Source organism: Nocardia sp. FBN12 (genome assembly GCF_050320175.1).
Taxonomy (GTDB): domain Bacteria; phylum Actinomycetota; class Actinomycetes; order Mycobacteriales; family Mycobacteriaceae; genus Nocardia.
The window spans coordinates 6,203,443-6,221,241 of record NZ_CP190048.1 but is presented as its reverse complement, the minus strand read 5'-3'; the positions used below and the strand labels follow the sequence as shown (position 1 = coordinate 6,221,241).

Sequence of the window (17,799 nt, the reverse complement as noted above, 5' to 3'; positions counted from 1 at the left end):
CAGTGGCCGGTCCGCGGCCGGGTCGCCGGTTAGCCGCCGTTGCGTAGGCGACGAAGGAGCAAGCAACGGTGGCTAACCGGCGGCCCCTCAGGGCCGCAGACACCCGGGCGCCAGCCCGGCAACAATCCTGTAGCCTCCCGGTGTCCCACTTGCTGCCTAACACCGAGGATTGACCCAGGTGGACTCCACCGAGCTTCGCATTGCCGCCGTGGTCCCCTGCCACAATGAAGAGGCCGCGGTCGCCAAGGTCGTCGCCGACCTCAAGGCCGCCGTGCCGGGGATCGTCGTCTACGTCTACGACAACCTGAGCACCGACCGCACCGCCGAACGCGCCCGCGAGGCCGGGGCGATCGTGCGCTACGAGAACACCAAGGGCAAGGGCAACGTGGTGCGCCGCGCCTTCGCCGATATCGACGCCGACGTCTATCTGATGATCGACGGCGACGACACCTACGAGGCGTCGGCCGCCCCGCTGATGATCAAGACGCTGCTCGAGGGCCCCTACGACCACATTCTCGGCGTGCGCAAGCAGGACGACGCCGACGCCAGCGCCTACCGCAGCGGCCACGAGACCGGCAACAAGGTGCTCAACGGCGTGGTCGGCAAGGTGTTCGGCGAGAACGTCGAAGACATGCTGAGCGGCTTCCGGGTGTTCTCGCGCCGGTTCGTGAAGAGCTTCCCGGCCGTGTCGCGCGAATTCGAGATCGAGACCGAGCTGACCGTGCATTCGCTGCACCTGCGCGTGCCGCAGACCTCGGTGTCGGTCGGTTTCCGTGACCGCCCCGCGGGCAGCGAGTCCAAGCTGCGCACCTACCGCGACGGCACCAAGATCCTCGCGCTGATCCTCGGCCTGGCCCGCCACGAACGCCCCGTCGCGTTCTACGGCCTGTTCGGCACCATCGCCTGGCTGGTCTCGGTCATCCTGACCGTGCCGATCGTGATCGATTTCTACAACACCCACCAGGTGGCGCGGTTCCCGACGCTGTTCCTGGCCTTCACGCTGCTGCTGCTCGGCAGCCTGGCCTGGACCGCGGGCCTGATCCTGGACGGCATCCGCCGCTCGCGCCACGAGACGGCACGGCTTGTCTACCTGCGTTATGCGGCCGCCGGGGTGAGCGAGGACGTCGCGGCCGGAGAGCGTCGGTGACCACTTCCGTCGAGCCCGAGAAGACTGTCGAGATCGAGAAGACCCCCGCGCGCAAGAACCCGGTTCGTGGGCTGACCCAGCGTTTCGGTGCGGCGACGGTGGCTTTCGCGCTGGTCGCGACCGTGTTCGGTGCCGTGTTCGCGGTGCTCACGCCTGCTTTCTGGGGTCATGACGAGATCACCCAGTTCGGCCGCGCCTACCAGGTCGCGCACGGTGGCGTGTTCCCGCAGCGCATCGTCGACGATCGCGGGGTGGCCTACGGCGGGCAGATCCCGGTCAGTGTCGACGCGCTGATGGGCTACGCGTTCAAGGACTACAACGACAACCCCGAAGAGCCCGACGCGATGGTGGCCGACCCCGGCGCCTACGACCGGCTCGGCGCGGCCGAGATCTCCTCGGCGACGCGGCAGATGTGGTTCACCAACACCGCCGCGTACTCGCCGGTGCCGTATGTGCCAGCGGCCATCGGCATCCGGCTGGGTGAAGCGCTCGGACTCAATGTGGGCGGCATGTATCTGCTGACCCGTTTCGCCGGGCTGGTCGCCTATCTGGCGGTCGTCGGATTCGGGCTCTACGCGCTGCGCGAGCGGCGTTCGCAGTGGCTGGTGTTCACCGTCGCGGTGCTGCCGATCGCGCTGTTCCAGGCGGGCACCGTCACCGCGGACACGCTCACCAACGCGCTCGCCATCATGGTGTCGGCGCTGCTGCTGAAGGCGCTGTTCGTCGGTGATCGATTGCATCGCATGGAAACCGCCGCGCTGCTCGCCGCGACGATCGCGCTGCCGCTGAGTAAACCGACCTATGTACTGCTGGCGATGCTCGTTGTGGTTGTCCCCGCCGACCGGCTCGGATTCACCGGGAAACTGAAATTCGTCCCGTGGGCATTCGCGGTGACGGGCGGTGCGCTTTTCCTCGCCTGGACGAAGATCGCCGCACCCACCGGCGACGGCATGGGTCTGATGCGCCCGCCGCACCAGTGGGGTCAGGTGCGTCCCGGCGATCAGCTGAAGGGAATCCTCACCGACCCGGTGCAATTCGTGCACACCTTCGGCGAGAGTATCGCGCTGCGCGACCATCGCTGGTTCAACCAGTTCTTCGGTGAACTCGGATTCGCGTATGTGGATGTGCCCGCGATTTCGATGCTGGCGTGCCTGCTCGCCTTCGCGGTGAGTTTCGGCATCATCGATCGAATGAGTACTGCCACAGCCACTTTCCGTCGCACGCTGATCGTGGCGCTCACGGTGCTCGCGAGTGTGGCGATGATCTATGTGACGCTGTACATGTCGTTCACGCCGGTCGATTTCTATCTCATCGACGGTGTGCAGGGCCGGTATTTCGTGCCGCTGGCAATCATGGGGCTGGCCGTGCTGGCTCGCGTGGTGCCGCTGCGACTCACGAATTCCGCGGGCGTGATTCCGACCCGTGGCACCGCGATCACCGTGGCCTGTGCGTCGACTTTCGCGCTTGTCGCTACTGCCGCAACGTATTACACCGTCGTCTGGGGATAATTCCCCAGACGACGGTGGGGATTACAGCGTCTTTTCACCCGCGGCCGCGTAGGCGCGTTCGGTATCGGCCTTTTTCGGCCGCCACCAATCCTCGTTGTCGCGGTACCAGGCGACGGTGTCGGCCAGGCCGGCGCGGAAGTCGGCGTAGCGCGGCGACCAGCCCAGCTCCTCGCGCAGCAGGCTCGCGTCGATGGCGTAGCGCTGGTCGTGGCCGGGGCGGTCGGTCACATGATCGAAGTCCGTCGGCTCGCGATCGAAGGCTCGCAGAATGAGCCGGACCACGCTGAGGTTGTCGAGTTCGCCCTGCGCGCCGATGAGATAGGTCTGGCCGGTGCGGCCGCGCTCGAGGATGTCCCAGACCGCGCGGTTGTGGTCCTCGACGTGGATCCAGTCGCGCACCTGATGACCGGCGCCGTACAGGCGCGGGCGCACACCGTCGATCAGATTGGTGATCTGGCGGGGGATGAACTTCTCCACGTGCTGGTACGGGCCGTAATTGTTGGAGCAGTTCGACAGGGTCGCGCGGACACCGAACGACCTGGTCCAGGCGCGAACCAGCATGTCGCTACCCGCTTTGGTCGCCGAATAGGGGCTCGACGGGTTGTAGGCGGTGGACTCGGTGAAACCCGGCTCGTCCGGGGTGAGATCGCCGTACACCTCGTCGGTGGAGACGTGGTGGTAGCGCACATCGTGGCGGCGTACCGCCTGCAGCAGCGAGTAGGTGCCGACGATATTGGTCTGCACGAACGGCCACGGCTCGGCCAGGGAGTTGTCGTTGTGGGATTCGGCCGCGAAATGCACGACGGCGTCCACGCCGCTGACCAGATTGTCGACCAGATCGAGATCGGCGATATCGCCGTGCACGAATTCGATCCGATCCGCTACCGGATCCAGCGACGCTCGGTTGCCCGCGTAAGTGAGTGCGTCGAGCACGGTCACTTGGACATCCGGGCGCGTGGCCACGGTCTGCTGGACGAAATTTGCACCGATGAACCCGGCCCCGCCGGTTACGAGCACTCGCACTCGGTCAACGATACGGGTATTCCGGCGGCCTTCGGGACGGAAGTGTCACCGTTATGCGTTGCTGGAACGTCTCTTACCTGTGACCCGACGGCTATTTACACTGTGATCTCCGTCACGATACCCGTGCGTAGGTTAAGACTCAGGGTCTGTTTTCCTGAGAAAAACCCCGGTCAACGCTCAGGTTTCTATCAGCGCACCGGCATCGGAGTATCAATGGTGAACAAAACTTGAACTAACAGTCACAGCAGGTTCACCTCTGGTTAGCTGCGGGAGCTTTTGATCTACCAGTCCCCTCCGCACGCTCCAACTTTGAGGTTCAACAAAAATGCTGATGAGGAAATTCGCCGCCACTTCGGCGCTGCTGATCGCCGCTATGGGCGTCACCGCCGGCACCGTCAACGCTGAGGCGCCCGCTGCCGACGTGATCAACGCGACCGGTGAGGTCGTCAACGGTTCCGCCATCGTCACGACGGACGCCGGTTCGCTGGTCGAAGAAGACGGTGTCTTCAAGATCAAGGCCGCCAACGGCACCACCGTCGCCGGCGTTCCGACGACCGTGCGCATCGACGAGTTCGAGTTCCCCGTCGCGGTGAACATCGCGGGCAACACCGCCACCCTGACCCCGGAATTGGCGATCGACAAGGCGACCTACAAGCCTGTCGCGCTGCCGTACGAGGACAAGGCTCCCTGGAAGACCGAGTACGAGCGTGAGCAGGCCGCCTGGTCGCGTATGACCTCCACCATCTCGATGGGCGCCACCATCGGCACCCTCGTCGGTGGCCTCGGCGGCGCGGCTGTCGGTTGCATCGTCGGCGGCGCCACCCTCGCCGTGCCCACCGGCCTCCTCGTTCCGCTCCTCGGTGCCGTCCCCGGCTTCGTCGCCGGCTGCGTCGTCGGTGCCACCGCCTTCAGTGCTCTCGGTGCCATCGCCGCTCAGATCTTCGTGACCGCTCCGTTCGCGATCGGTGCTGCGATCCAGTACTTCACCACGATCAACCAGCCCTTCACCCCTCCGGCCAAGTAATTTCGCCGTAGGACAGAAGGAAAGCGGCCCCTGCCCGGAGAAATCCGAGCGGGGGCCGCTTCTGCGTTTCCACCACCAAGGGCCAGGGGCCTACGGCACCGCAGGCCCCCCGACCCGAGTCGGCTCGTCCGGCCGATCGCGATCAGGACCGTCCGAGCCGGTTCAGTGGTCTAGGCCGTCCGAGCACGCTGGGCCGGTTCCACCGCGCCCCGAACGAACTTCGCCACCCGCCCCAGCGCCGAACGGCTCTCCGGCATGCTCGGCAGGATGCTCATGAACGCGTGCACCTGCCCGCGCCACAGTTCGAGGGTGTTGGGCACGCCCGCGGCGGTGAGCCGGTGTGCCATCAGTTCACAGTCGTAGCGCAGCAGCTCGTCCTCGGCGGCGATGAGCAGCACCGGTGGCATCCCGGCCAGATCGGCGTTGACCGGCGACAGCGCCGGGTCGAGCGGACCCGCGTGTTCGGCGCCGAGGTGGACGACCGCCTCGAGGCCCTTCAGCGGAATGTAGGCGTCCCGGTTGACGTTGACGTACCCCTCTTTGGCCCGGTAGTCCAGATCGAGCAGCGGACTGAGGCCGACGAGTGCGGCAGGCAGCGGCAGGCCGATCTCGCGAGCGCGGATCGCGGTCGCGAAGGTCAGGAACCCACCGGCCGAGTCACCGGCGAACACGATGCGCGCCGGATCGGCACCGTGGCGCAACAGCCAGCGGTAGGCGAGCACACAGTCGTCGATCGAGGCATCGATCGAGCCGGGCAGCTGCCGATATTCGACATTGAGGACGGGCAGTCCGGTGCGCCTGGCCAGTCCGGCCACGATCGCGCGGTGCGTCTGCAACCCGCACACCGCGAATCCGCCACCGTGCATATAGAGCACCGCACCGTGGCGCAGCGCGCGTGAGCCGCCCGCGGGCCGCACCATTTCCATCTTGAAGTCCGCGAGCTGGATCTGCTCGCGCTCGATGCCGTGCGGTTCGGGCCGCAGCCGCGAGAGCAGGTCGATCGCGACGGCGCCGACCGGAATGGTGGCCCGATTGATGGGCACAGTGCGCAGCAGCGGTCCGATCAGGCCGAGGCAGGCGCCCATCAGCACGCGCGAGGAGGTGCTGGTCCGGCCGGAGTTGACGATGATGCCCGGCTCCGGCGTACTCACGGTGCCGATCGGGGCCACGGGCGCGAGCCCACCCATCACGCCGGTGATCTTTGTGGCTACCATCGCGCACCTACCTTTACAGCTGGCGCGTCGACCCCTGACCAGGCGTGAACCCCCGGAGCGGATGTCGGCGCTGACATCTAACACAGTGATGTTTCACACATCGACGCTCACATAATCAGATGAACGCCGCGTCTGTCTCAGTTATCGCCCGACACACCCGGTCACGAAACGTTCGTGACCAATTCGTCGACGTGTCGGAACCTCCCCGACTCCGGGGCGGACGGAACTGGCAGACTTGCCACCTATGCGCGGAATCATCTTGGCGGGCGGCACCGGTTCACGGTTGCACCCGATCACGCGCGGGGTGAGCAAGCAGCTCGTCCCGGTCTACGACAAACCCATGGTCTACTACCCGCTGTCCACTCTCATGCTGGCAGGGATCGACGACATTCTGGTGATCACCACGCCGGAGGACGCCGATGCGTTTTCGCGCCTGCTCGGCGACGGCAGCCAGTTCGGCGTCGCGATCAGCTATGTGGTGCAGCCCGAACCCGACGGTCTCGCGAGCGCCTTCGTCCTCGGGGCCGCTCACATCGGCACCGAACCGGCGGCGCTGGTCCTCGGCGACAACATCTTCCACGGGCCCGGCCTCGGCGCCAGCCTGGAACGCTTCCACGACATCGACGGCGGCGCGGTGTTCGCCTACTGGGTGAAGGACCCGACCGCCTACGGCGTGGTGGAGTTCGATCAGGGCCGCGCGGTCTCCATCGAGGAGAAGCCGAAGGTCCCGCGCTCCAACTACGCCATCCCCGGCCTCTACTTCTACGACAACGACGTGGTGGAGATCGCCCGCGAGCTGAAGCCGTCGGCGCGCGGGGAGTACGAGATCACCGACATCAACCGCGCCTACCTCGAACAGGGCAGGCTCAGCGTCGACGTGCTGGCCCGCGGCACCGCCTGGCTCGACACCGGCACCTTCGACTCCCTGCTCGACGCCGCCAACTACGTGCGCACGATCGAAGAACGGCAGGGCCTCAAGATCGGCGTGCCGGAGGAAGTGGCGTGGCGGCGCGGCCTGATCTCCGACGAGCAGCTGTGCAAGCTCGCCGAACCGATGGTGCGTTCGGGCTACGGCCGCTACCTACTCGACCTGATCGACCGCGGAAAAGACTGGTAGAAGCGCATGGAGTTTCGTGAACTGGCGATCCCCGGCGCCTGGGTGGTGACGCCACGACTACTCGGCGACGACCGCGGCATGTTCTGCGAGTCGTTCAAGGCCTCGGAGTTCGAGAAGGCCACCGGGCGCCCGTTCGAACTGCACCAGGTGAACACCTCGGTCTCGGCGGCCGGGGTCCTGCGCGGGATCCACTACACCGACGATCCGCCCGGTCAGGCCAAGTATGTGACCTGTGTGCGCGGCGCGTTCCTGGACGTGGTGGTCGACCTGCGGCCCGCCTCACCGACCTTCGGGCGGTGGGACAGCGTGCTGCTCGATGACGTCACCCGCCGCTCGGTGTTCCTGTCCGAAGGCCTCGGCCACGCCATCCTCTCGCTGGAGAACCGCTCGACGGTGACCTATCTGTGCTCGCTCGAGTACTCCCCTGAATTCGACAGGGACCTGGACGCTTTCGATCCGCGCCTCGCCATCGAATGGCCGGCCGAGGGCCGCGACGGCCGCCCGCTCACCTACGTCCGCTCGGCGAAAGACGAAGCGGCACCGAAGTTCTCCGACTGATTCACGTGAAACGCCGAACGGCACCACCCGCGAAAGGTGGTGCCGTTCGGTGTTCGACGATCAGGCTGGTTCGAGCACCTTGTCTTCGACGACCGGTGCGTCGACGACCTGCTTGCGGAACCGGGGCAGGAAGACCGTCAGCGCGAGCAGCGCACCCACGATCGTGACGCCCGCCGCGAACTCCAGACCCGGCCGGTAGGTATCGAGCATCTCCTGCGGAGTGGCGGTGGTCCCGTGTCCACCGGAGGTGACGATGGCGGTGGTCACCGCGAGCACGATGGCCGCGCCGACCTGCATGGAGGTCTGCAGCACGCCGGCCGCGAGACCCTGCTCGTCGTCTTCGATGCCGCTGGTGGCCTGCACATTGATGGCCGGGAAACCGACCCAGCCGATGCCGATCAGCAGGATGGCGGGCAGCAGCATGGTCCAGTAGTCGGGCGCGGTGTCCAGGCGCAGGAACAACAGGTAGCCGATGGCCATCACACTCAGGGTGACCGCGATGACCGGTCCGGTGCCGAAACGGTCGATCAGCTTCTCGGAGAAGAACGCCGACCCGACGACCATGATGCCGACCGGCAGCAGGGCCATCGCCAGCTTCAGCGCCGACCATTCCAGGGTGTCCTGCATGTACAGGGTCACGATGAACTGCCAGGAGAAGTACGAACCGGCGACCGCGACGATGGCCAGGCTGGCCCGCAGCAGCGTGGGCTTGCGCAGGATGCCCAGGCGTACCAGCGGGTGCTTCACCCGCTTCTCGGTGATCACGAACGCGGCGAACAGGGCGATCACGGCGAGGAACGAACCGATGGTGCGTGCCGAGGCCCAGCCGACTTCCGGTGCGGTGACCACGGTGTAGACCAGCAGCAACATGCCCGCGGTGGACAGCAGCGCACCAAGTAGATCGTGTCCGCCTTCTTCGGCCTTACCGTCCTTGGGAATCAGCGCGAACGCGGCGATCAGGGCGGCGATGGCGATCGGGACGGGCAGCAGGAAGGTCCAGCGCCAGCCGACGCCGGTCATCAGGCCGCCGAACAGCAGGCCCATGGAGTAGCCGCCCGCACCGAAGACGGTGTAGATCGACAACGCCTTGTTGCGCGCCTTTCCTTCGGCGAAGGTGGTGGTGATGATCGACAGACCGGTCGGCGCGGTGAACGCGGCGGCCAGGCCCTTGATGAAGCGGGTGGCGATCAGCAGGGCGGGGTCGCTCACCAGGCCCCCGATGAGCGAGGCGACGGCGAATACCGCCAGGGCGATGAGGAAGACCTTGCGGCGGCCGAGCAGGTCGGCGGTGCGTCCGCCAAGCAGCAGCAGGCCGCCGTAGCCGAGGATGTAGCCGCTGACAAGCCACTGCAGGGTGGAGGTCTCGAGGTCGAGTTCGGCGCCGATGGACGGCAGGGCGACACCGATCATCGAGACGTCGAGGCCGTCGAGGAACAGGACGATGCACAGGGTGATCAGCAAGCCCCAGAGCCGGGCGGGCCACCGGGTGGGATCGGTCGCCTGATCTGCGGCCGATAGCGAAGCTGTCGAAGTCATGCGGGGGACATTACATGCGCACGCATTAATTGCCAACACATAAAATGCCATTGCATGAACATGCTCGGACCTCTAAGATGGGCCCATGTTGAACCCACCGGCCTATCAGCTGGGCGATGCGAAGCACGCCCCGAGCTCTCTCCGGCCATGAATCCGGCCATCACCTCAGCTCGGCGCAATGAGGCGCCCCCCGAGCTGGTTGGTCAGTGGCGCGAACTGCTCGGTAGGCATGCCGCCGTGAGTTGCGCGCTGGAGAAGGCGCTCCAAAAGGACCACGAGATCGGCCTCAGCGAATTCGAGACGCTGGACCGGCTGGTCGACGCGGACTGTCAGAAGTACCGCATGACGGAGCTGGCCAACGACATCTACCTGAGCCAGAGCGCGCTGTCGCGCGCTGTGGCCAGGCTGGAACGCGACGGCCTTGTCGAACGCAGCATGTGCGATCTCGACCGCCGCGCCATCTTCGTCCGGCTCACCGACAAGGGCAGGCAGGTCTACGACCGGGCCCTGCCCACCCACCGCTCGGTGCTCGCCGGTTCGTGGGACAGCCCTACAGCGTGTCCGTAGCCGCCACCGCGATATCGGTGAACGCGCGACGATAACGGTCGTATTCGGCCGGCTTGTCGAGATAGGTACTGCCCGCGAAGGTTTCGACGTAGACCACCGGCGGCTCCGGTCGATCCACCGAATCGTCGACCCCGAAGTCGAGGATCACGAAACGTCCCGACTCGAGCCCGGCGTGATAGCCCGAATCGGCCGGAACCACCTGGACGCGCACCGTTTCACGCTCGGCCAGCTCCCGTAATCGCGCGAGCTGGCCTGCCCGCACGCGGTCGTCACCGATGCGGCGGGTGAGCACCGGCTCGGCCAGCACCACGTCCAACCGCAACGGCGCGTCGGCCCTGGTGATCAGGGCCTGCCGTGCGGCGAGTACCCGCAGCCTGCGTTCCAGCTCCGGCTCGGTCAGCTCCGGAATCGTCTGCTCGAGCAGCGCTTTCGCGTAGTCCGCGGTCTGCAACAGCGGCGGGATCAGGCCGTCTTCGTAGACGGAAAGGCCCGAGGCGGCTTCCTCGAGGCCGATGTAGACCTCGAATCCCTCCGCGATCACGTCGCCGTAGCTCGTCCACCAACCCCTGGCTTTGGTTTCGCGAGCCAAGGCGGCCAGCGGTTCGACCAGATCGGCCGGCGCGCCGTACACCTTGCACATGGCTTCGACGTCGAGGCTGCGCAACGACGTCTGCCCCGTTTCGATCCGCCAGATCTTCGCTTCCGACCACTCCAGTTGCGCCGCCGCGGTTCTCGTTGTCATCCGCGCACGATTGCGCAGGTCACGTAAGTGCCTGCCCAACTGCCTGCGCGGCATGGTCGAACCGGTGACGCCCTGCGGTGAAGCCATACTTCCCCCCTGTATCCGAACTCCGGTCTCCGGACAGAACTTTCGGAGACCGCCCTACGCAGCCGACATATCGTCGGATCTGCGTACGGATTGTTTCACAATGAATCGGACACCGCGCAAGACCTATTTTTTCTTCCGGAACCGCCAGAACTGCACCGCGCGAACGTCTTCGGAGAGCTGACTCACCGGCTCGGCGACATCGGACAGCGCCTGGAACAGGCCATCGGCCAGGTGACTGATGTGTTCGACCCGGCCGGCCAACCGCGCGGCGTTGTCGGCGAATTCGAGCATCAACCGCACCGAAGCCGCGATGGTAAGCCCCAGCGGAACCGCCACCAGCGCCGCGAACACCCCGAGCACAGCGGAGGTTTTCCACATCAGCACCGTGAAGGCGATCGGTAGGCCGATGCCGAAGGACGCGACGCCCAAAACGTAGGCCAGCGGCAGCAATGTCCTGGTCGCGGGCCTGCGAAACTGCACGTCCAGCAGCGAACGGGCGGCTTCGGCGGCCCACTCCTTGGCGGAACCGGTACTGCGGAACGGCTCTTCGAACCCGGCGTCGCGTGCCAGGTCGGGGTGCGGGGAGACCGCACCGGGCTGCTTGCCGTCGGCCTCTTTCCAAGAGAGCCACCGTGATTCGGCGTCGAATTCCTCGCCATCCTCATCGTGGGGCTCAGCGGGGCCAGGCGCTTCGGTCATAGCCCGAATCCTGCCCGTTTTCAGCCCTGCCGCCAACCTGGGCGACTCCTTACTTGCGATAGCGAAGGTTACCGGACTGAGACGAAGGAAACACTCTCGAACATTTTTCGGTAACGGCGTAACGAGTCGGCCACCTCCAGCCGATACGCCCATGAACGCAGCAGCGACAGCACTTCGGGGCCCATGAGGACAGATCATCGGGCCCATGAACGCAGGAACAGAGCTCTTCGGGGAATGGAGAACACAGTGCGCACGACGTTTCCGACCACCACTACGGCCGCCGACAAAGGTGCCGCCGCGCAGGAGTACGCCGCGCGTGGATGGACGGTTGCCGAAACCACCAACGGCCTCTGCTTGATCACCGACGACGAGGTCTCGGCCATCGAGATCACCGGTGAGATCGCCGGCGAGGTCCGTCGTTTCCTGCGCGCCAACAACCTGTCCGGCCCCGTGATCGAGATCCCGGGCGCCGAGCGTCGCGAGATCCACCTGGTCACCGGTGTCCGCAAGGCGGCCATGGCGATCGAGGCCATGCGCGAGGCCGGCGTCATCGTGCACACCGACGGTGCCGGCATCCCGCTGCCGCCGACCCAGCTGGCCGCGGGCTCGGCGTCCTGGGGCGTCGCTCCCACCGAGGCTCGCTGGATCCCGCCGGTCGTCGCCCTCGGTGCGGCCGTGCGCTCGGCCATGGCCCGCAAGCAGACCCGCACGCGCAAGCTGACGCTCGCCAGCTGAGCTGAACCTTCCGCGAACCCGCGGCCGCGACGCCTCCCCGACGTCGCAGCTCGCGGGTTTTCGGCGTTTGGCGCCATCGCCTGCCCACCTGCGCTAAGCATGAGAGATGGCTCCGCGTTCGTTGCTCCGAACCTGTCCGCTGTGTGAGGCCGTCTGCGGTCTCACCGTCACCCTCGACGACGCCGATCGGGTGTTGTCGGTGCGCGGTGATCGCGACGACCCGTTCAGCAAGGGCTTCCTGTGCCCGAAGGGCGCCAGCTTCGGCAAGCTCGACGAGGACCCCGACCTGGTCACCACGCCGCTGGTCCGCGAGGGCGACGGGTTCCGCGCGGCGAGCTGGGACGAGGCGTTCGACCTGATCGCGGCCGCGTTCGCCGAGATTCCCCGTGGCTCGTCGGCCGTCTATCTCGGCAATCCCAACGCACACACCGTCGCGGGCGCGCTCTACCTGCCGGTCTTGATCCGCGCGTTGAGCACCCGGCACGTCTACACCGCGAGTTCGGCCGATCAGATGCCCAAGCAGGTCGCCGCCGGGCTCATGTTCGGCGACCCGCTGACCGTGCCGGTCCCCGACCTCGACCGCACCGACTACCTGCTGATGCTCGGCGCCAACCCACTCGAGTCGAACGGGTCGCTGTGTACGGCGCCCGATTTTCCCGGCCGGTTGAAGGCGTTGCGGGCGCGCGGGGGCAAGCTGGTCGTCGTCGATCCGCGCGAGACCAGAACGGCCGCGCTCGCCGACCAGCATCTCTACATCCGGCCGGGTTCGGACGCGTATCTGCTGTTCGGGGTCGTGCACACGCTGTTCGACGAGGGTTTGACGGACGTGCGCGTCGACGTCGCCGGGCTCGACGAACTGCGCGCGGCCGCCCTCGATTTCCCGCCCGAGATCGTGGCCGAGCGCACCGGCATCCCCGCCGACACCATCCGCACTCTCGCTCGTGAACTCGCCGCTGCGCCCACGTCTGCGGTGTACGCGCGGATCGGTACCTGCACCGCCGAGTTCGGCACGCTCACCCAGTGGCTGGTCGACGCCGTGAACACCCTCACCGGCAACCTCGACTCCCCCGGCGGCGCCATGTTCGCCGCCGCCGCGGCGGGCGTGGTGCAGCGCAGCAGGCCGTTCCGGCTCGGCCGATGGACCAGTCGGGTCCGTGAACTGCCAGAGGCGATGGGCGAACTGCCTGTCGCCACCCTCGCCGACGAGATCGAAACGCCGGGTGAGGGGCAGATCAGGGCACTGGTGACGGTCGCGGGCAATCCCGTGCTCTCGGCGCCGAGCGGCGCACGGCTTGACCAGGGTCTGGCGGGGCTGGACTTCATGGTCAGTGTGGATCGGTACGTCAACGAGACCACCCGGCACGCGAACGTGATCCTGCCGCCACCGCGCTCGGTGCAGTCACCGCACTTCGATTTCGCCCTGCTGCAGTTCGCGGTGCGCAACTACGCGCGCTACTCGCCGCCGCTGGTCGAGCTGGGCGAGCGGCCGTCGGAATCGGCCGTGGTGGCCCGGCTGGCGGCCGCGGTGAGCGGTCAGCCGCACGCCGGGACGGGCGCGGCGAGCCCGCTCGAGATGGTCGACGAACTGGTCATCGCGGGCACCCTCCACAAAGCGGACATGAGCGAGCGGCGCGACGAGCTGACCGGCGCGAACACCACCGAGCAGCGCCTCGATCTGATGCTCAAGCTCGGCCCGTACGGCGCGTGGAACGGCGGCGAACTGAGCCTGAAGACGCTCCTGGACAACCCGCACGGCCTCGACCTCGGCCCGCTGCGGCCTCGGCTGCCCGGCGTTTTGCGCACCGCGTCGAAGCGGGTCGAACTGGCACCGCCGCAACTGCTCGCGGATGTGACACGCCTGCGCGCCGGTCTGGGCAGTACCGCACCCGCGATGGTGCTGATCGGGCGACGTCAGCTGCGCTCCAACAACAGCTGGATGCACAACATCGCGGGCCTTGTCGGCGGCTCCAATCGCTGCACGCTGCAGGTCCACCCCGACGACGCGACCCGCCTCGGCCTCGGCGAACAGGCCGAGATCACCTCGGCGGCAGGGTCGTTGACAGTGCCGGTCGAGCTGACGCCGACGATCATGCCCGGCGTGGTGAGCCTGCCGCACGGCTGGGGCCACAGCGCGAGCACCACCCAGTCGGTCGCGCTGGCGCATGCCGGGGTGAATGCCAATGTGCTGACCGATCATTCGGTGGTCGACGCGGTCTCGGGGACGGCTGTCTTCAACGGAGTGCCGGTGACGGTAGTTCCAGCCTGATCAGTCCTGACCTGGAAACCGTTGCGCAAACTCGCCTTTCATCCCATTCGCAACAATGGACACGCCCCACTGCTGGTGAGAGTCCCCTAGACTGAGCTGAGATTGCGGTCACAGCGGGGGTTTCAGCTAGAAGCCCGCATCAACCGGTACGGCTAGCAGAGGGGGCCCGATGCCCGAAAAATTCGTCGGCAGCGACGGAGAACACGAGCTACAGGACACGTTGGGCACCTCAGAAAGGGCCGAGCGCTTCTACGACGACCAGGTGATCGACTATCTGAACCCCACGATGGTGGATTTCGTCGCCAGGATGGACATGGCCTTCATCGCCACCTCCGATTCCCACGGCGAATGTGACTCCAGCTTCCGGGCGGGGACCCCCGGGTTCCTGCACGTGATCGACGATCGCACGATTGCGTACCCCGAATATCGAGGTAACGGGGTGATGGCCAGTCTGGGCAATCTGCTCGAGAACCCGCACGTGGGAATCCTGATGATCGACTTCGTTCGCGACCTCATCGGCCTGCACATCAACGGGAAAGCCCGGATGGTCGCCGACAGCGAGCTGCGCGAGACCGTCACCGACCTGCCCGCGGCCGAGCGGGGAAAGACCTCGCAGGTGTGGGTGGTCGTCGATGTCGAAGAGGCCTATATCCACTGCCGCAAGCACATTCCGCAGATGGTGCCCGTCGCGCGTGACCAGCGCGAATGGGGCACCGACAACGTGCGGGCCAAGGGCGGCGACTACTTCGGGGTCAAAGCGGGCAAACGGGCTCCGGCCATCGCCGAGGCAAGCTGACCTACTTGATCTTGAAGATCACCACTCGCTGCACGATGAAGTTGATGACGGTTGCGGTGCCCTGGGCGATCACGAACGCCAGGGGCTGCCGCCACCATTCCTCGGGCAGCGAGAAGAACAGCGCCTGATTGATACCCCACTGCACCGCGAAGGTCACCGCGTAGAGCGCGACCACCGCGAAGAACCTGGCCCTGCTCGGTGCGGCCTTGAACGTCCAGCGCCGGTTGATCAGGTACGCCGTCGTCGTGCCCGCGACGAAGCCGATCGCCTTCGCCACACCGACCGGCCACCCGATCAGGTTCAGTAGCAGGCTGTAGAGCCCATAGTCGACGATCGCCGACAAACCACCGGTCAGGGTGAACCGCACGATCTGCGTCTTGAGGTCGACATCGGTCCCGCCGGGCTCGTCGACCAGGGGAATTTCGGCGGGCAGCGGCAGATGCGGTTGGGCTTGCACGTGAGAAGAGTACGAGACCAGCGCCGTGTCGTGCCATGCATGTAGCCTCTAAGCCGATGTCTGAGAAGATTTCGACCACCGCCGACGCTGCGTTCGCGCTCCCCACGCGCACCCGCAAGCTCACCGGCTGGGGTCGCACCGCACCCACCTCCGCCGAAGTGCTCTCGACCAGCGATCCCGAGTTGATCGCCAAGGCCGTGGGCATGGTCGCGCAGGACAACGACTCCAAGCCGGCGCATCTGCGACGCGGCGTGATCGCGCGTGGCCTCGGCCGCTCGTACGGTGATCACGCTCAGAACGCGGGCGGGCTCGTCATCGATATGCCGGCGCTCAACCGCATCCACCGCATCGACCGCGATTCGCGCATGGTCGAGGTGGACGGCGGCGTGAGCCTGGACCAGCTGATGAAGGCCGCGCTGCCGTTCGGCCTCTGGGTTCCGGTCCTACCCGGCACCCGCCAGGTGACGATCGGCGGCGCCATCGCCTCCGATATCCACGGCAAGAACCATCACAGCGAAGGCAGCTTCGGCAATCACGTCCGCTCGATCGACCTGCTCACCGCCGACGGTTCGGTGCGCACGATCTCGCCGACCGCCGATGCCGAGCTGTTCTGGGCGACTGTCGGTGGCAACGGGCTGACCGGCATCATCCTGCGCGCGACCATCGAGATGGCGCCCACGGAGACCGCGTACTTCCTCAACGACGGGGTCAAGACCTCGACGCTGGACGAGACGATCGCCGCGCACAGCGACGGCAGCGAAGCGAACTACACCTACTCGAGCGCGTGGTTCGACGTGATCAGCCCGCTGCCCAAGCTCGGCCGCAGCACGATCACCCGAGGCCGCCTCGCCAAGCTCGACGAACTGCCGAAGAAGCTGCAGAAGAAGCCGCTCGCGTTCGACGCGCCCCACCTGATGACGGTGCCGGATATCTTCCCGAACTTCACCATGAACAAGCTGACGCTGTCGGCCGTCGGTGAGGCGTACTACGCGATGGGCGGGAACTACACCGGCAAGGTGCAGAACCTGACGCAGTTCTACCACCCGCTCGACATGATCTCGGAGTGGAACCGTGGCTACGGCTCCAACGGCTTCCTGCAGTACCAGTTCGTGGTGCCGACCGAGGCCGTCGAGGAGTTCAAGCGGATCATCATCGACATTCAGGCTTCCGGGCACTACTCGGCGCTGAATGTGTTCAAGCTGTTCGGTCCCGGTAACCAGGCGCCGCTGAGCTTCCCGATGCCGGGTTGGAACATCTGCGTGGACTTCCCGATCAAGCAGGGCCTCAACGAGCTCGTCACCGACCTCGACCGGCGCGTGATGGAGTTCGGCGGACGGCTCTACACCGCGAAGGACTCGCGCACCTCCGCCGAGGCCTTCCACAAGATGTACCCACGGATCGACGAGTGGATCAAGGTCCGCCGCAGCGTCGACCCGAATGGCGTGTTCATGTCCGATATGGCCAGGAGGCTGGAGCTCCAGTGATCAACGCAGTTGGCAACCCGCAGACCATCCTGCTCTTCGGTGGCACCTCCGAGATCGGTCTCGCGATCGTCGCCGAGTACCTGGCCAAGAGCCCGGCACGAGTGATCCTGGCGAACCTGCCCGGCGATCCCCTGCTCGAGAACGCCGTCACCCAGGTGAAGGCCGCCGGTGCGACCCAGGTCGACGTCATCGACTTCGACGCGCTCGACACCGAGTCGCACCCGAAGGTCGTCGACTCCGCGTTCGCCGCCGGTGATGTGGACGTCGCGATCGTGGCGTTCGGCGTGCTCGGCGATGCCGAGGAGCTGTGGCAGAACCAGCGCAAGGCGGTCATGACCGTCGGCATCAACTACACCGCCGGTGTGTCGGTGGGCGTGCTGGTGGGCGACAAGTTCAAGGCACAGGGCCACGGCCGGTTCATCGTGATGTCCTCGGTGGCCGGTGAGCGTGTTCGCCGCTCCAACTTCGTCTACGGCTCCACCAAGGCCGGCCTCGACGGCTTCTTCCTCGGCCTCGGCGAGGCGCTGCGCCCCTACGGCCCGCGCGTCACCGTGATCCGGCCGATGCAGGTCCGTACCTCGGCGACCAAGGCGCACTGGGAAGCCACCGGCTCCAAGGAAGCCCCGCTCACCGTCGACCCGGAAGACGTCGCCAAGCTCGCCGTCACCGCGTCGGAGAAGGGCACCGAGATCGTCTGGGCGCCGGGCGAGGCCCGCTTCCTGATGTCGGCCCTGCGCCACGTGCCGCGCCCGATCTTCCGCAAGCTCCCGATCTGATCGACTGCGTTCCGGACTGCCGCATCATCCCCGGATGGTGCGGCAGTTCTGCTTTGTGGCTCC

General features: G+C 66.5%; 17 protein-coding genes. 11 read left to right on the top strand and 6 right to left on the bottom strand.

Going from position 1 to position 17,799, the window contains the following annotated elements:
* The first annotated feature begins 178 nt into the window (after positions 1-178).
* Positions 179-1,147 (top strand): glycosyltransferase family 2 protein, encoded by a 969-nt coding sequence (locus ACQHI0_RS29305; protein ID WP_427904987.1) that lies wholly within the window; start codon positions 179-181, stop codon positions 1,145-1,147.
* Positions 1,144-2,655, top strand: a complete 1,512-nt coding sequence (locus ACQHI0_RS29300) for a DUF2142 domain-containing protein (RefSeq protein ID WP_427904986.1) — start codon at positions 1,144-1,146, stop codon at positions 2,653-2,655. Before ACQHI0_RS29305 ends, ACQHI0_RS29300 begins: the two co-directional genes overlap by 4 nt.
* Before the next feature lie 21 nt (positions 2,656-2,676).
* Here ACQHI0_RS29300 and rfbB read toward each other — a convergent pair whose 3' ends face one another.
* Positions 2,677-3,678 carry a dTDP-glucose 4,6-dehydratase gene (gene rfbB / locus ACQHI0_RS29295; protein WP_427904985.1) on the bottom strand — a complete coding sequence of 334 codons (1,002 nt, stop codon included), beginning with the start codon at positions 3,676-3,678 and terminating at the stop codon, positions 2,677-2,679.
* Positions 3,679-4,003: 325 nt separating this feature from the next.
* Here rfbB and ACQHI0_RS29290 point away from each other — a divergent pair, with 325 nt between their 5' ends.
* Positions 4,004-4,702: a hypothetical protein gene (locus tag ACQHI0_RS29290; protein WP_427904984.1), complete on the top strand. Its 699-nt coding sequence runs from the start codon at positions 4,004-4,006 to the stop codon at positions 4,700-4,702.
* 170 nt (positions 4,703-4,872) lie between these two features.
* Here ACQHI0_RS29290 and ACQHI0_RS29285 read toward each other — a convergent pair whose 3' ends face one another.
* Positions 4,873-5,916, bottom strand: a complete 1,044-nt coding sequence (locus ACQHI0_RS29285) for an alpha/beta hydrolase (protein ID WP_427904983.1) — start codon at positions 5,914-5,916, stop codon at positions 4,873-4,875.
* 244 nt (positions 5,917-6,160) lie between these two features.
* On the opposite strand from ACQHI0_RS29285, the gene rfbA reads away from it, so the two are divergent.
* A complete protein-coding gene (gene rfbA / locus ACQHI0_RS29280) occupies positions 6,161-7,033 on the top strand; it encodes a glucose-1-phosphate thymidylyltransferase RfbA (protein WP_427904982.1) in 873 nt (290 codons plus the stop codon).
* 6 nt (positions 7,034-7,039) lie between these two features.
* Positions 7,040-7,591 carry a dTDP-4-dehydrorhamnose 3,5-epimerase family protein gene (locus ACQHI0_RS29275; RefSeq protein ID WP_427904981.1) on the top strand — a complete coding sequence of 184 codons (552 nt, stop codon included), beginning with the start codon at positions 7,040-7,042 and terminating at the stop codon, positions 7,589-7,591.
* Between the two features lie 60 nt (positions 7,592-7,651).
* On the opposite strand, the gene ACQHI0_RS29270 is transcribed toward ACQHI0_RS29275, so the two are convergent.
* Positions 7,652-9,127 carry an MFS transporter gene (locus tag ACQHI0_RS29270; RefSeq protein ID WP_427904980.1) on the bottom strand — a complete coding sequence of 492 codons (1,476 nt, stop codon included), beginning with the start codon at positions 9,125-9,127 and terminating at the stop codon, positions 7,652-7,654.
* A gap of 147 nt (positions 9,128-9,274) precedes the next feature.
* On the opposite strand from ACQHI0_RS29270, the gene ACQHI0_RS29265 reads away from it, so the two are divergent.
* A complete protein-coding gene (locus ACQHI0_RS29265; RefSeq protein WP_427904979.1) occupies positions 9,275-9,694 on the top strand; it encodes a MarR family winged helix-turn-helix transcriptional regulator in 420 nt (139 codons plus the stop codon).
* Here the strand turns inward: ACQHI0_RS29265 and ACQHI0_RS29260 are convergent.
* Both ACQHI0_RS29260 and ACQHI0_RS29255 read right to left on the bottom strand, forming a co-directional pair.
* Positions 9,678-10,523 (bottom strand): helix-turn-helix domain-containing protein, encoded by an 846-nt coding sequence (locus tag ACQHI0_RS29260; protein ID WP_427904978.1) that lies wholly within the window; start codon positions 10,521-10,523, stop codon positions 9,678-9,680. The two genes, ACQHI0_RS29265 and ACQHI0_RS29260, sit on opposite strands and share 17 nt — an antisense overlap.
* Positions 10,524-10,646: 123 nt before the next feature.
* The gene (locus ACQHI0_RS29255; protein WP_427904977.1) at positions 10,647-11,222 is read right to left on the bottom strand and encodes a DUF4282 domain-containing protein; all 576 of its coding nucleotides are present in this window, start codon (positions 11,220-11,222) and stop codon (positions 10,647-10,649) included.
* A gap of 246 nt (positions 11,223-11,468) precedes the next feature.
* Between ACQHI0_RS29255 and ACQHI0_RS29250 the strand changes: the two genes are divergently transcribed.
* The 3 genes from ACQHI0_RS29250 (at position 11,469) to ACQHI0_RS29240 (ending at position 15,019) form a co-directional block, all read left to right on the top strand.
* Positions 11,469-11,957 (top strand): hypothetical protein, encoded by a 489-nt coding sequence (locus ACQHI0_RS29250; protein ID WP_427904976.1) that lies wholly within the window; start codon positions 11,469-11,471, stop codon positions 11,955-11,957.
* Positions 11,958-12,063: 106 nt separating this feature from the next.
* The gene (locus ACQHI0_RS29245) at positions 12,064-14,223 is read left to right on the top strand and encodes a molybdopterin-dependent oxidoreductase (RefSeq protein ID WP_427904975.1); all 2,160 of its coding nucleotides are present in this window, start codon (positions 12,064-12,066) and stop codon (positions 14,221-14,223) included.
* A 169-nt stretch (positions 14,224-14,392) separates the two neighbouring features.
* Positions 14,393-15,019, top strand: a complete 627-nt coding sequence (locus tag ACQHI0_RS29240) for a pyridoxamine 5'-phosphate oxidase family protein (RefSeq protein ID WP_427904974.1) — start codon at positions 14,393-14,395, stop codon at positions 15,017-15,019.
* Between the two features lies 1 nt (position 15,020).
* Here ACQHI0_RS29240 and ACQHI0_RS29235 read toward each other — a convergent pair whose 3' ends face one another.
* Entirely contained in the window at positions 15,021-15,476 is a 456-nt protein-coding gene (locus ACQHI0_RS29235) for a GtrA family protein (protein WP_427904973.1), read from the bottom strand.
* A 68-nt stretch (positions 15,477-15,544) separates the two neighbouring features.
* Between ACQHI0_RS29235 and ACQHI0_RS29230 the strand changes: the two genes are divergently transcribed.
* Together ACQHI0_RS29230 and ACQHI0_RS29225 are read left to right on the top strand one after the other, a co-directional pair.
* Positions 15,545-16,960, top strand: a complete 1,416-nt coding sequence (locus ACQHI0_RS29230; protein WP_427909344.1) for an FAD-binding protein — start codon at positions 15,545-15,547, stop codon at positions 16,958-16,960.
* A complete protein-coding gene (locus tag ACQHI0_RS29225; RefSeq protein WP_427904972.1) occupies positions 16,957-17,736 on the top strand; it encodes a decaprenylphospho-beta-D-erythro-pentofuranosid-2-ulose 2-reductase in 780 nt (259 codons plus the stop codon). Before ACQHI0_RS29230 ends, ACQHI0_RS29225 begins: the two co-directional genes overlap by 4 nt.
* The last annotated feature ends 63 nt before the right edge of the window (positions 17,737-17,799 follow it).

What these genes read in the sequence shown, in the direction of transcription:
- ACQHI0_RS29240 (WP_427904974.1), top strand. Translation starts at nt 14,393, where the DNA reads ATGCCCGAAAAATTCGTCGGCAGCGACGGAGAACACGAGCTACAGGAC.
- ACQHI0_RS29265 (WP_427904979.1), top strand. Translation starts at nt 9,275, where the DNA reads ATGAATCCGGCCATCACCTCAGCTCGGCGCAATGAGGCGCCCCCCGAG.
- ACQHI0_RS29275 (WP_427904981.1), top strand. Translation starts at nt 7,040, where the DNA reads ATGGAGTTTCGTGAACTGGCGATCCCCGGCGCCTGGGTGGTGACGCCA.
- ACQHI0_RS29290 (WP_427904984.1), top strand. Translation starts at nt 4,004, where the DNA reads ATGCTGATGAGGAAATTCGCCGCCACTTCGGCGCTGCTGATCGCCGCT.
- ACQHI0_RS29270 (WP_427904980.1), bottom strand. Translation starts at nt 9,127, where the DNA reads ATGACTTCGACAGCTTCGCTATCGGCCGCAGATCAGGCGACCGATCCC.
- ACQHI0_RS29255 (WP_427904977.1), bottom strand. Translation starts at nt 11,222, where the DNA reads ATGACCGAAGCGCCTGGCCCCGCTGAGCCCCACGATGAGGATGGCGAG.
- ACQHI0_RS29245 (WP_427904975.1), top strand. Translation starts at nt 12,064, where the DNA reads ATGGCTCCGCGTTCGTTGCTCCGAACCTGTCCGCTGTGTGAGGCCGTC.
- rfbA (WP_427904982.1), top strand. Translation starts at nt 6,161, where the DNA reads ATGCGCGGAATCATCTTGGCGGGCGGCACCGGTTCACGGTTGCACCCG.
- ACQHI0_RS29285 (WP_427904983.1), bottom strand. Translation starts at nt 5,916, where the DNA reads ATGGTAGCCACAAAGATCACCGGCGTGATGGGTGGGCTCGCGCCCGTG.
- ACQHI0_RS29260 (WP_427904978.1), bottom strand. Translation starts at nt 10,523, where the DNA reads ATGGCTTCACCGCAGGGCGTCACCGGTTCGACCATGCCGCGCAGGCAG.